This window comes from Loigolactobacillus binensis, assembly GCF_005405165.1.
Taxonomy (GTDB): domain Bacteria; phylum Bacillota; class Bacilli; order Lactobacillales; family Lactobacillaceae; genus Loigolactobacillus; species Loigolactobacillus binensis.
The window spans coordinates 26,632-38,818 of record NZ_BJDN01000008.1; the positions used below are offsets into that span (position 1 = coordinate 26,632).

General features: G+C 41.8%; 11 protein-coding genes and 1 other annotated feature. Of the genes, 6 read left to right on the plus strand and 5 right to left on the minus strand.

Translation table 11 applies throughout. The features are described from left to right. Positions 1-2: 2 nt before the first annotated feature. Positions 3-2,531 (plus strand): transglycosylase domain-containing protein, encoded by a 2,529-nt coding sequence (locus FFM78_RS05405; protein WP_137637480.1) that lies wholly within the window; start codon positions 3-5, stop codon positions 2,529-2,531. Positions 2,532-2,577: 46 nt separating this feature from the next. On the opposite strand, the gene ccpA is transcribed toward FFM78_RS05405, so the two are convergent. Continuing rightward, positions 2,578-3,579, minus strand: coding sequence for a catabolite control protein A (gene ccpA, locus FFM78_RS05410; protein ID WP_137637423.1), 1,002 nt, complete (start codon positions 3,577-3,579; stop codon positions 2,578-2,580). A 208-nt stretch (positions 3,580-3,787) separates the two neighbouring features. Here ccpA and FFM78_RS05415 point away from each other — a divergent pair, with 208 nt between their 5' ends. Next, positions 3,788-4,888, plus strand: coding sequence for a M24 family metallopeptidase (locus tag FFM78_RS05415; RefSeq protein ID WP_137637424.1), 1,101 nt, complete (start codon positions 3,788-3,790; stop codon positions 4,886-4,888). A gap of 52 nt (positions 4,889-4,940) precedes the next feature. Here FFM78_RS05415 and FFM78_RS05420 read toward each other — a convergent pair whose 3' ends face one another. Together FFM78_RS05420 and FFM78_RS05425 are read right to left on the minus strand one after the other, a co-directional pair. Further along, positions 4,941-5,387: a YtxH domain-containing protein gene (locus FFM78_RS05420; RefSeq protein WP_137637425.1), complete on the minus strand. Its 447-nt coding sequence runs from the start codon at positions 5,385-5,387 to the stop codon at positions 4,941-4,943. Further along, positions 5,387-5,854, minus strand: a complete 468-nt coding sequence (locus FFM78_RS05425) for a DUF948 domain-containing protein (RefSeq protein WP_137637426.1) — start codon at positions 5,852-5,854, stop codon at positions 5,387-5,389. Before FFM78_RS05425 ends, FFM78_RS05420 begins: the two co-directional genes overlap by 1 nt. A 207-nt stretch (positions 5,855-6,061) precedes the next feature. Here FFM78_RS05425 and FFM78_RS05430 point away from each other — a divergent pair, with 207 nt between their 5' ends. The 3 genes from FFM78_RS05430 to FFM78_RS05440 all read left to right on the plus strand — a co-directional run bounded on the left by FFM78_RS05430 (position 6,062) and on the right by FFM78_RS05440 (position 8,330). Then, positions 6,062-6,946 carry a mechanosensitive ion channel family protein gene (locus tag FFM78_RS05430; RefSeq protein ID WP_137637427.1) on the plus strand — a complete coding sequence of 295 codons (885 nt, stop codon included), beginning with the start codon at positions 6,062-6,064 and terminating at the stop codon, positions 6,944-6,946. Positions 6,947-7,071: 125 nt separating this feature from the next. Further along, positions 7,072-7,920, plus strand: coding sequence for an aldo/keto reductase (locus FFM78_RS05435; RefSeq protein ID WP_137637428.1), 849 nt, complete (start codon positions 7,072-7,074; stop codon positions 7,918-7,920). A gap of 29 nt (positions 7,921-7,949) precedes the next feature. Next, positions 7,950-8,330, plus strand: a complete 381-nt coding sequence (locus FFM78_RS05440; protein WP_137637429.1) for a hypothetical protein — start codon at positions 7,950-7,952, stop codon at positions 8,328-8,330. A gap of 85 nt (positions 8,331-8,415) precedes the next feature. On the opposite strand, the gene FFM78_RS05445 is transcribed toward FFM78_RS05440, so the two are convergent. Then, entirely contained in the window at positions 8,416-9,690 is a 1,275-nt protein-coding gene (locus FFM78_RS05445) for an O-acetylhomoserine aminocarboxypropyltransferase/cysteine synthase family protein (RefSeq protein WP_137637430.1), read from the minus strand. Positions 9,691-9,714: 24 nt separating this feature from the next. Continuing rightward, positions 9,715-10,554 (minus strand): homoserine O-acetyltransferase/O-succinyltransferase family protein, encoded by an 840-nt coding sequence (locus tag FFM78_RS05450; RefSeq protein ID WP_137637431.1) that lies wholly within the window; start codon positions 10,552-10,554, stop codon positions 9,715-9,717. Between the two features lie 72 nt (positions 10,555-10,626). Further along, positions 10,627-10,866, minus strand: a binding site (T-box leader). Between the two features lie 244 nt (positions 10,867-11,110). Between FFM78_RS05450 and FFM78_RS05455 the strand changes: the two genes are divergently transcribed. Beyond that, positions 11,111-12,184 carry an LCP family protein gene (locus tag FFM78_RS05455; protein ID WP_137637432.1) on the plus strand — a complete coding sequence of 358 codons (1,074 nt, stop codon included), beginning with the start codon at positions 11,111-11,113 and terminating at the stop codon, positions 12,182-12,184. The last annotated feature ends 3 nt before the right edge of the window (positions 12,185-12,187 follow it).

Genomic DNA, 12,187 nt, shown 5'->3' on the forward strand with positions numbered 1-12,187 from the left:
TGATGTTGAAAGACCATAGATCTAGAACTGATCAGCGCCAACAAAAAAAGCCTGATGGGTTCTTTCCGCGGTTAGGTCACATATTGGGCCAAATATGGCATTACATAAAACGGCGGCTGAGTTTTCCAGACGTCACACTAAAAGAAACAGCCACGACCAAGGAAGCAATTATATATTACTTTGATATTAGTATTAGTGTCATTCGTAGTCTATTGCTCCATTTATTGGCATTTGGTTTAGTTGTCGGCGCACTAGGTCTAGGACTAGGACTGGGTTACTTTGCTTCACTGATCAGTCACGACAACATTCCGAGTTATACAACTATGAAAAATGAGATCAATAGTGGCTATGAAGCTTCTAATCTCTACTTTGCCAATAATGTACGGCTAGGATCGATGCGCACTAATTTAGTCAGTGAATCTGTTTCGATCAATCAAATTTCGCCTAACCTGACAAAGGCGATCACTTCAACTGAAGACCAGTATTTCTATCAGCATAAAGGAATTGTACCTAAGTCAGTCTTTCGGGCACTTTTATCCAGCTTAACAGGCATTGGGGCCGCAACCGGTGGCTCGACACTAACGCAGCAATTAGTCAAAATGCAGATCTTAAACTCGGAAACGACCTTTAAACGTAAGGCGACTGAAATTTTATTGGCTTTGCGTGTTGATAAATACTTTTCGAAAACTGAGATCTTACAGGCTTATTTAAATGCTGCAACTTTTGGCCGTAACAATAAAGGCCAAAATGTGGCGGGTGTGCAACAAGCAGCAGAAGGCTTATTCGGTGTTCCAGCAAGCCAAGTTAATTTAGCTCAGGCTGCCTTTATTGCTGGTTTACCGCAAAGTCCTTCAGTTTATACACCCTATACCAATACCGGCAGGTTGAAGAAAAATATTACTTACGGTTTAGAGCGTAAAGATACGGTACTCTTCCGGATGTACCGTGATAATAAAATTAGTTATCACGCTTATCAAGCCGCTAAAAAATATGACTTAACCAAGGACTTTTTACCTCGAGCTAAGAATTCTCAGCAAAGTATTAAATATGGTTATGTTTATAACTTACTGACTTCTCAGGCAGAGACCATTATCAAAAAACAATTGTACCAAGCCGATGGTTTGTCGGCTAAAAAGGTCAATAAAGACGGCGCCCTTTCAGAACAGTACGATCAACAGGCAGAGCAATTGTTGGCCAACCGTGGTTACCATATTTACAGTACGATCAATAAGCCAATCTACAATGCCATGCAACAAGTTGTTAAACAACAGGGTTCAACTTTGGGGCAAACTTATTACGATACAACCACTGATGCCAATGGTAACACCGTCAAAGTCAAAGAACCTGTACAAAACGGAAGTGTCTTACTGAATAACAAAACTGGAGCTATTCTTGGTTTTATCGGCGGGCGTAATTACTCTAGTAGTCAATTAAATCATGCGTTTGACACCATGCGCTCACCAGGATCATCTATCAAACCTTTGGCTGTTTATGCACCTGCCATCGAGCGCAAACTTATTGGGTCCGAAACTAAATTGGCTGATTTCAAAGTCAACTTTAACGGTTATAAACCAACTGACTATGGTTCAACCATCCAAAACCGTTTCATCAATGCACGTGAGGCCTTAAAGGAATCGTATAATATTCCGGCCATTAATCTCTATAATCAAGTTCGTAAACAAGGCTCTGTCAAACCTTATCTAGAAAAAATGGGGATTACGACTTTGACCAGTAATGATTATAAAAACCTAGGTTTGGCTCTAGGCGGAACAGACTATGGGCTTACTGTTGCCGATGAAGCCAGTGCCTACTCTACCCTTTCCAACAACGGTAACCATACTGATTCATATGTGATCAATAAAATTACGGATGCCAATGGTAAGGTTATTTATCAACATAAAGCTAAAACAACCAAAGTTTATTCGGCCGCAACAGCTTACATTACATCAAACATGATGCATTCTGTTGTAACCAGTGGGACAGCTAGCCAAATTCCTAGCCAAACCTTGTTTGACACCACTAATTTGGTCGGCAAAACTGGGACCTCAAATGATAACCGGGATAGTTGGTTTGTAGGTAGTACCCCAACGGTCACCTTAGCCACTTGGACTGGTTATGATAACTACAACGGTTCTTCATATAATTTAACCGATTCATCCAGTGAGATCACCAATCAATTTTGGTCTAACTTAGCTAACGCTGTTTATACAGCCGATAGCAAAGTAATGGGCACTACCAAAACACGTAAAAAGCCTAGTGGCGTCACCACGGCTTCTGTCGTCAAAGCGACTGGCCAACTACCTGGCAGTTTGACGGTCAGTGGTTCTTCCGTTTCTGCTAGTGGAACGTTGGTTAAATCTTACTATAATGGCTGGCAACCAACTACTACCAAGGAAAAATTCGGGATCGGTGGTACTGCGGCTAATTACGCGACTTTCTGGAAGAATTATTTAAGTGGTAATAATGCCGATGGTGCACTTTATGGTGGCGAAGTTACTTCTAGTACTAGTAGCACCACTTCTACTGAATAAAATAGCAAAAAAATAAACCTCAGAATGAGGTTTATTTTTTTTGTCATTATTTGGTGGTTCCCCGTTCGACAATCCCATAAGGTAAGAGAATTGTTTGGTTATCAACGTCTTCTTTATTCATCATCTTAGTCAGAAGCCGCATTGCCACAGCCCCAATATCGTACAAAGGTTGGGTAATTGAGCTCATCTTGGGCCGTGAAATTTCGGTTAACTTGGAGTCATTGCTAGTGATCAGTTCAAAATCATCCGGAATATTGACGCCGTCATCACCAGCACCGTTCAGCAACCCAATGGCCAATTCATCATCACCAATAACGGCAGCAGTTGCGCCGGCAGCTTTGACCCGATCCCAAATCGCTTCACCAGCTTTATAGCTATACTCAGTTTCAAACACTAAATTAGGATCATAAGCAATTTTAGCCTGCGTCAAAGCCTTCTTGTACCCTTTCAACCGATATTGACCATTGATCGGTTCACTTAAACTCCCTGTGACAAAAGCGATCTTTTGATTACCGTGACGCACTAAGGTACTAGTAGCTTCTTCAATTGCTTCAACATAGTCAATATTGACACTCGCCACTTGTTCATCAGCATCAACAGAACCAGCTAAAACGATCGGCGTTTTTGAACGGGCAAATTCAGCGCGAATACTGTCAGTGATCTGATTACCCATGAAAATAACCCCATCAACCTGTTTAGCCAATAATGTATTCAGCACTTGAATTTCTTTTTGACCGTTTTCATCTGAATTCGCCAAAATAATGTTGTATTTATACATGGTCGCTACGTCATCGATCCCGCGTGCTAATGACGAAAAATAAATATTCGTCACATCAGGAATGATCACGCCAACAGTTGTGGTTTTTTTGCTGGCCAAACCGCGGGCGACTGCATTAGGTCGGTAATCTAAACGATCGATCACTTCTAACACTTTTTTTCTAGTCGCTGGTTTGACGTTAGGGTTACCGTTCACAACACGTGAGACGGTTGCCATCGAGACGCTGGCCTCACGCGCAACGTCATAAATTGTGATGGTCTGTTTGTCCATTATTAAATTCCTCGCTTTGTTTTCATTAATTTTCATAGAATTACCTTTTCTAATTTAACAAAGTTTGTAAATAAATGCAAGCGTTTTAAATGCTTTTTTCATAAAACTTACATAAGAGTTTTCATAATATAAGTCAAGTGTAATTGAAAATTTTATCGCAACTAATTATGCTATACTAAAATGGAATCAAGAAAGGATGATTACTTTAATGAGTCATTTACAAAATCTACAAAACTGGTTAGCAACTAATCATTATGACGTTGCCTATATCAGTAATCCTACTAATGTTGCTTATTTCTCTGGTTTCTTTGCTGATCCTGAAGAACGAATTCAAGCGCTGTTAGTTTTTCCTGATCAAGCACCATTTTATTTTGGTCCCCAACTTGAAGTCGAAGCAGTTAAGGCCAGCGGCTGGACCTATCCGGCTTACGGTTACCTTGATCATGAAGATGCCTTCGCATTGATTGCGGCCCAAGTCAAAGCACGGCAGGCACAACCAAAAAATTGGGCAATTGAAAAAGATGATCTTTCCTTTGGACGCTATGAAGTTTTGCAACAAGCCTTTCCAGATGCTGCTTTCCCTGGTGACGCAAGTCGGTTTATTGAACAGGCCAAATTATTTAAAACGCCTGATGAAATTGCCGAAATGGTTGCCGCTGGTAAAGAAGCCGACTATGCTTTTGAAGTTGGTTTTAAGGCCATTCAGGCTGGCCGAACTGAACAAGAAGTCGTCGCGGAAATTGAATATGCCTTAATGAAACGCGGCGTCATGCAAATGAGTTTTGATACTATTGTCCAGGCCGGTGCTGATGCTGCTGACCCTCACGAGGGCCCTAAAGCTACTAAAATTCAACCTAATCAATTAATCCTTTTTGATTTAGGAACTGTCCACAATGGTTATATGAGTGACGCAACCCGAACAGTTGCTTTTGGTCAACCTGATGATAAAGCTTTGGACATTCACAAGGTTTGTCTAGAAGCACAATTAACGGCACAAGCAGCAGCTAAGCCTGGCTTAACCGCTGCTGAACTCGACCACATTGCTCGACACGTGATCGACAAAGCGGGTTATGGGGAATATTTCATCCACCGTTTAGGTCATGGTATTGGAACTTCCACACACGAGTTTCCTTCAATTATGGAAGGTAACAACATGGAATTACAACCTGGTATGTGCTTCTCCATTGAACCGGGGATCTATATTCCTGGCGTGGCCGGTGTCCGCATTGAAGATTGTATTCACATCACCGCAACTGGTAATGAACCCTTTACTCATACGCCTAAAGAGCTGCAATACATCAAAAACTAATGGCATCAAAAATGCCCCAGCCATAATGGCCGGGGCATTTTTAACACCTAATTTATTCATCCGTAGCATTGCTATCAGCACTTGTTGGTGCTTCACTAGCAGCAGGTGCCTCGCTAGTTGGTTCATCCGCGTTCTTTGCCTCCGCAAAAGCACTTTGACCTTCAAGATTGATATCAGCATAGTCCGCAGTATCATTAACATGACTGTGCAGATCAGCTGCCTCATCTTTGGCTTCAGCAGCCGTTGCTTTCACTTGATCAGCCGCACTGGAAGCCGTTTCGCTTAAATCGTCAAAGGTATCACCGGCAATATCAGTAAACTCATCTGCGGTTTCATCCGCAAAATCTGCATAATCAGCTGCTTTATCACGAAATTCGTTAACTTTACGTGCCAAATTGTCTTTTAATTCATCACTAGATTCTGGGGCTAACAAACGAGTTGCTGCAAACGCAGCCGCACCACCTAGTAAGAATCCAAATAGAAAATGTCCTTTTGCCATTATAAATCGCTCCCTTGTTGTGTTTTATCATTAGAATCAGTTGCTTTATTTTGGCGCCGCTTCCGATAGAAACGAAACGCACTAGCACCAAAGCGACTAAGCGCTGAGGCCTTAGCTGTTGTTACACCAGCATCGTTTATTTTATCCACTAAGTTATGACTTGCCTCATTAAGGTCAGAAACACTGGCCCCTAGATCACCTGCTGCTTGGAATACCGGATCTAAATTAGCAACCTTGCCATTAACGTCATCTAATAAAACGTTAGCCTTCGTCAGTAGACCTTCTACTTCCTTTGATAAATTGTCCACATCTTCCGTCACAACCGTTACTGTTCGTGTTGCCTCATTAACTGTTGTTTGAATTTCAGTCATCACTTTAGTTACGCGCCGCAAAAGCATGACCAACGCAACCACTAAAATTAGAAAAGCGACGGCGGCAATTAGCCCAGCAATTTCACCACCAGTCATAGCATAGCCTCCTCTATTATTTAATCAGTGAGCTAAGAACAGCTCACCCTAATGTGCAGGGGTCAGCAAACCTGATCATGCAAGCACATCTAATGTTTTTAGGATAGCATCATTTAGCGCTTTCTTCAACGATTGTCCATGTAATTTGGCATCTTTAAGTTTTTTTTGCTACACTAAGACCAGAATATTAGAAATTAGGTGGAGATTTTGGCGGTGGAACAATTAATGACGGTCACTGGTTCCGTGACTAAACAAACCAATATTTTGACGCGCTTTGTACAAAACATTCAGTGGGAAACAATTTTAGGTAAAATAGTGGCTGTGACCATTGAACTTTTGCTGTTAAGTCTTCTTTTCTGGGTCATTAATCGCATCACACGGTTCGTTTTAGAACGCAGCTTTAATAATTACAAGACTAAACAAAACTTAAGTGAAGGTCGCGCAAAAACAATCTATACCCTGATCTTAAATAGTTTCAAATACTTAATTTTCTTCTTTTACTTATACGCTATTTTAAGCATTTTAGGGGTCCCAGTAGGCACATTGATTGCAAGTGCTGGGATTTTGAGTGTAGCGCTTGGCCTGGGCGCACAAAGTCTTGTTAAGGATTTTTTATCCGGTTTTTTCATCTTACTGGAACAACAATTAGATGTCGGCGATCATATTAAGGTTGGCACAATTGAAGGTACAGTAATGGCAGTAGGTTTGCGGACAACGCAGGTCAAAAGCTTTGATGGTACATTGAACTTTATTCCAAATAGCAACATCAATATTGTTAGCAATCTTTCCCGAAGCAATATGCGCGTTCAAATCGATGTTCGCCTTTTCCCAGATACGGATTCTGAAAAGGTTCAGAAGGTACTAACGGAAGTTAATGAAAAATTAACGCCACAATACCCTGAAATTAAATCCGGCCCGGATGTATTCGGCTTAGTTGATCTAGGCAATGGTAATTTTGCCGTTCGGGTCCTACTTTACACTAAAAATGGTGCGCAAGGCCGGATTCAAAGTGATTTTTTGGCTGCTTATATTGCTGCTTTAAGTGATCAAGGCATTAAGTTACCGACAACTCCTCTACTGACCAATGGTTAATTAGAGTAGGCGATCACCTAATGTGATGGCCTTTTCGTGTCATAACGAATGATTGTCAAATTGATATTTACGCTCTACAATAGACTTAGTAGTTCTTCTAATTAGATCAGAAAAAGGAGTTCGCTATGACTGAATTCATGCAACCACAATTACAATTAGCCGATGGACATACTATGCCCCAGTTAGGCTTTGGTGTTTACAAATTAAATACACCAGAAACAATGACTACAGCAATCAAGGCTGCTTATCAGGCTGGATACCGCTTATTTGATACTGCACAAGCTTATGGTAACGAAGCAGCACTAGGTACCGCGTTTCAACAACTAGCTCTCCCCCGTAAAAACCTATTTATTACCACTAAGGTTGCCGAGGTTAATCAAGGTTACGACAATACGTTACGTTCAGTAGAAGCTTCACTTAAGCGTTTACAAACAGATCATCTCGATCTTTTATTGGTTCACTGGCCGATTCATTCACAATTTTTTGCCACTTGGCGGGCTTTTGAACGCCTAAAGGCCGAAAAAATTGTCACCAGCATCGGTGTTTCCAATTATCACCAAACACATCTGGATTATTTAGCCACCCAGGCCAATGAACAGCCAGTTGTTAATCAAATTGAAAACCATCCTTATTTATCGCAAGAACCATTATTAGCGTATGACCGTAAGCACAATATCGTCAACCAGGCCTGGAGTCCTTTAGGTCGTGGTGCTGTTTTACAAGATCCCGCTTTAGCGGCTATTGCGCAGCAACACCAGCGTTCTGTTGCGCAAATCATTTTACGTTGGCATCTACAACGAGGCTTAGCTTTGATTCCTAAATCGCAAAATCCACAACGAATCAAGGAAAATGCGGCAATTTTTGATTTCAAATTATCGGCCGATGATATGACTGCTATTGCTCGGCTCAATCGTCGGCAACGTACTGGCGACGATCCTGAAGTGGTGTATGAAATTGAACACCAATATCATTAAATTTATTTGGAATAAGGAGATCTTTAGACATGGCTGCAGCTAATCTTGGCTACACTTTCCCAATAAAAGTCACCAAACGGGCTGGTCGTTTTTTTATTGCTTTTTTGACGATTCCCCAACTTAGCGCCTCTGGTGAAATTTACGCCGAGGCTGAATACTATGCTTATCGGGTTTTGGCCGACTATTTACTATCGCTTAAAGATCAACCAACAAAAATTCAAGCACTGACACAAACAACAACCACCGCAACAGTTGATCAGCATTCTTTTCTGAGTATCATTCAGGTGCCACTCAATTTAGATCCCCATAAAATGCAAGTTCAATTCACCCTGCCCCACGATGCACCGGAGCACGCGCATAGTGAGATCAATAAAATCAAAGAATTGATCGCCGAAAATCAAAAAAAATAACCCGCATACAATCAAAAAAAACTCACCGAAAATCGTGAGTTTTTTTTGATTATTCAATTTACTGGTGAATCCTAAAACTTCTATTCTAAATTTGTTGTAAGGCTTGATCAAGGTCAGCGATCAGGTCATCCACGTTCTCGATCCCAATTGACAACCGAATCAAATCAGGGGTGATCCCCGTTTGTTTCAGTTCTTCGGCATTTAGCTGGGCATGGGTCGTTGATGCAGGATGAATGATCAACGAATGCGCGTCGCCAACGTTGGCCAGCAACGAGAACAGTTCCAGGTGTTCGATCAAGGCCTTGCCTGCTGCTTCGCCGCCTTTTAAGCCAATGGTGAAGATCGAACCGGCGCCTTTAGGGAAGTATTTATCGGCTAGAGCATGATAAGGACTGTCGGCCAGTTCTGGATAGTTGACCCAGGCCACCTTTGGATGTTCGTTTAAATAGTTGACGATCTTGCGGGTGTTACTGACATGGCGTTCAACCCGCAAGGACAAGCTTTCAAGGCCTTGAATCAACAGGAAGGAGTTGAAGGGGCTGATGGTCCCACCAAGATCACGTAAGGATTGCGCCCGCACTTTAGTGGTGAAAGCAGCAGGGGCCACTTCATTCCAGACCAACCCGTTATATTGCGGATCAGGCGTGGTGAAACTTGGATAACGGCCACTAGCCGCATAGTCAAACTGACCATTTTCAACGATCACCCCACCCATGGTCGTGCCGTGGCCGCCGATGAATTTAGTTGCGGAATGGACCACAACGTCGACACCATGATCTAAAGGCTGAATCAAATACGGGGTTCCAAACGTATTGTCAGCGATCAGGATCAGCCCATGTTTATGGGCGATCGCCGCAACGGCCTCAATGTCGATTAAATTGATACCAGAGTTACCGATGGTTTCGATGTATAAGGCCTTGGTATGTTCGTTGATCGCCGTTTCAAAGTTAGTGGGGTCATCAGGCGATACAAAATGAGTGGTGATGCCTAATTTCTTCAACGTGACGCTGAACAGATCGTAGGTGCCACCGTAAAGGGTGCTTGCCGAAACGATTTCGTCACCAGCATCCGCCACATTGAGGATCGCGGCGGTGATCGCCGCGGAGCCAGTTGCCAAAGCGACGCCGGCTGTACCATTTTCCAAAGCGGCGACCCGCTTTTCAAAAACGTCGGTGGTCGGGTTGGTCAGGCGCGTGTAGATATTGCCGGCGTCGGTCAAGGCAAAACGGCCGGCTGCTTGTGCGGCGTCTTTAAAGACGTAGGAAGTCGTTTGATAGATCGGTACCGCACGGGCACCAGTTTCGTCAACCGTTTGACCAGCCGTAACTTGCAGTGTTTCAAAGTTTAATTTTTTTGTCATTTTATGACCCTCTTTTTAATTTTATTAAAGTTGTTGCAACCAATTAGCGACAATTTGTTGTCCCGAAGCATGCCACCGTTCAAGTACGCGTGAATTTGCATCGTTACCATAAAAATAATTTTCTGGCAACGTGATCGGAATACCATTGGCCAAATCGCGTTGATACTCTTGAGCTAAAGTATTTTGTGCGTACTCAGGATGACCCGTGATAAAGGTCTGCCGCTGATCGCGACTTTGGATGATCACTGGACCAACGTTCACGTCATCTACTAATAGATTTAGATCAGCCTGAGCGCGAATATCACTAGACTGTAAAGTGGTGTGCCGAGAATGTGGCATATAAAAATGATGCGGCAAATGGGCTAATAAGGAACTGCCAGCGGTAGTGTGATGTTCAAAAATACCGAAAACTTTCGGTCGTACCGCATATTTTTCAATTCCATACTGAGCGTATAAAGCAGCTTGAGCAGCCCAACAAATAAATAGATTTTGGCGAACATGCTGTTGTGCCCAATCGAGAATTTCCGTAAACTCTGGCCAATAATCAACATCAGCGTAATCTAAGGTTTCTACCGGTGCCCCAGTAATAATCAAACCATCATAATCATTTGTTGCAATTTCCGGCAAGGTGGCATAACTAGTTTTCAAATACGGTAACACATGTGATTTGAAGTGATGCGTCCGTGGATACAAAAATGTTAACGTTAAGTTTTCTGGTAACCCAGCAAATAAATCTAATAATTGTCCTTCGGTTTCTAATTTGTTGGGCATTAGATTTAATACAACCAAATCGATTGTTTTCTGTGTGCTAGTGCCTAATTGATTAAAGACCAAGCGTTTACTCGATTCGTGCTTTACGGACATCAAAGAACCACCTCCCAAATTATTTTTACATAAACCATAAAAAAAGCTTTCGTCCCCAAACGTATTTAAACGTTTAGGGACGAAAGCTTTCGCGTTACCACCCTGATTTACATTGATTTCACAATTCAATGTCTTTATAAGTACATCAAAACTGACTATACTTTGCAAAATATCGCTTGCCAACGGATCAATAGCGCTACCGCCACAGATCAAGCTCCAAGACCATCTTCGATCAAGTTAACTAACTTCCTCTCACCTCACGAAGCTCGCTAAATAGATAACCTGACTTACTCTTCTCTTCATTGCTTATCATTATTTTCTAACTTGGTATTCATGTTAACACCATCTTTTTATCACGTCAAGCCCAAGTTATTAATAAACCTTAATAATCAGTCTAGACTACTGGGATAAAATTGCAGTTATCCGGGATTTAGCTATAATAGAAAGTAACTAAATATTTTTAATTACTGCGAAGTAAGTCGCTATACAAGTATTAATGGCCCCAACACCGCAGCAATCTAAAAATAATTGTTTCAGCAATTAACAGGAGGCCCTCATGTCAGAAAATGATGAACCTACACGTAGCGGACGTAAACATTTAAGAAAAAATCATCCGTTACTGAAAATCATCTTACTCGTCCTTTCAATTATTATTTTTTTAACCGGAATTTTTGCTTATAAGCTTTATTCTCATGCTGGGGACACGATCACCGGGATGCATGCTTCGATCGGTAAGGCTTCAAGTAAAATCCAGCAAAAGAAATCCTTTTCAATTTTACTTCTCGGGGCTGATACCGGAGCCGATGGCCGAAAATACAAAGGCAATTCCGATACGATCATTGTAGCCACCGTTAATCCCAATAAGAATCGAGTTAAGTTGGTCAGCATTCCCCGCGATACTTTGGCCGAATTAATTGGGGCTAAACCAAGAAATATGCAAAAAATCAATGCGGCCTACAACTATGGTGGCACTAAAATGGCAGCACGAAGCGTCAGTCGCCTACTCAATGTACCCATTGATTATTACATGACCATTAACATGGGGGCTTTAAAAACTATTGTTAATGATGTCGGTGGTATTGATGTTAATATTCCTTTTTCTTTTACCAGTGTATGGACTGGCGGTCAGAAATTTAAAAAAGGTGTCCACCATTTAAATGGCACTCAAGCCTTAGCTTACTCACGAATGCGCCATGAAGATCCGCGTGGCGATTACGGCCGCCAAATGCGCCAACAACAAGTTATCCGCGCCGTTTTAAAAAAGGCAACACAACCTAAGATACTCTTAAAATATAAAAAGATCACTCAAGATTTGGCCGAAAATCTGCGCACCGATCTTACTTTTTCTGATTTGAAAACATTAGCTTTAGATTACCGTCATGCGGCTGGCAACATTAAATCGGATCAGTTACAAGGCCAAGATGCTTGGATCAATCAATCTTCCTATCAGATCGCTTCAACCAAAGAATTAAACCGCGTTTCCAGTAAAATCCGTCGTGAACTTGGCCTGACCAGTGAAAAGGTTGATAATGCAGAAGTTTATCAAAACGAATTAAATCCCTATTTTGACGGTACCAATAATCAAATTTTTAACGTTAGTAGCGATTTCACCACAACAATTGCTCAATAATTG

What these genes read in the sequence shown, in the direction of transcription:
- FFM78_RS05405 (WP_137637480.1), top strand. Translation starts at nt 3, where the DNA reads ATGTTGAAAGACCATAGATCTAGAACTGATCAGCGCCAACAAAAAAAG.
- ccpA (WP_137637423.1), bottom strand. Translation starts at nt 3,579, where the DNA reads ATGGACAAACAGACCATCACAATTTATGACGTTGCGCGTGAGGCCAGC.
- FFM78_RS05415 (WP_137637424.1), top strand. Translation starts at nt 3,788, where the DNA reads ATGAGTCATTTACAAAATCTACAAAACTGGTTAGCAACTAATCATTAT.
- FFM78_RS05420 (WP_137637425.1), bottom strand. Translation starts at nt 5,387, where the DNA reads ATGGCAAAAGGACATTTTCTATTTGGATTCTTACTAGGTGGTGCGGCT.
- FFM78_RS05425 (WP_137637426.1), bottom strand. Translation starts at nt 5,854, where the DNA reads ATGACTGGTGGTGAAATTGCTGGGCTAATTGCCGCCGTCGCTTTTCTA.
- FFM78_RS05435 (WP_137637428.1), top strand. Translation starts at nt 7,072, where the DNA reads ATGACTGAATTCATGCAACCACAATTACAATTAGCCGATGGACATACT.
- FFM78_RS05440 (WP_137637429.1), top strand. Translation starts at nt 7,950, where the DNA reads ATGGCTGCAGCTAATCTTGGCTACACTTTCCCAATAAAAGTCACCAAA.
- FFM78_RS05445 (WP_137637430.1), bottom strand. Translation starts at nt 9,690, where the DNA reads ATGACAAAAAAATTAAACTTTGAAACACTGCAAGTTACGGCTGGTCAA.
- FFM78_RS05450 (WP_137637431.1), bottom strand. Translation starts at nt 10,554, where the DNA reads ATGTCCGTAAAGCACGAATCGAGTAAACGCTTGGTCTTTAATCAATTA.
- FFM78_RS05455 (WP_137637432.1), top strand. Translation starts at nt 11,111, where the DNA reads ATGTCAGAAAATGATGAACCTACACGTAGCGGACGTAAACATTTAAGA.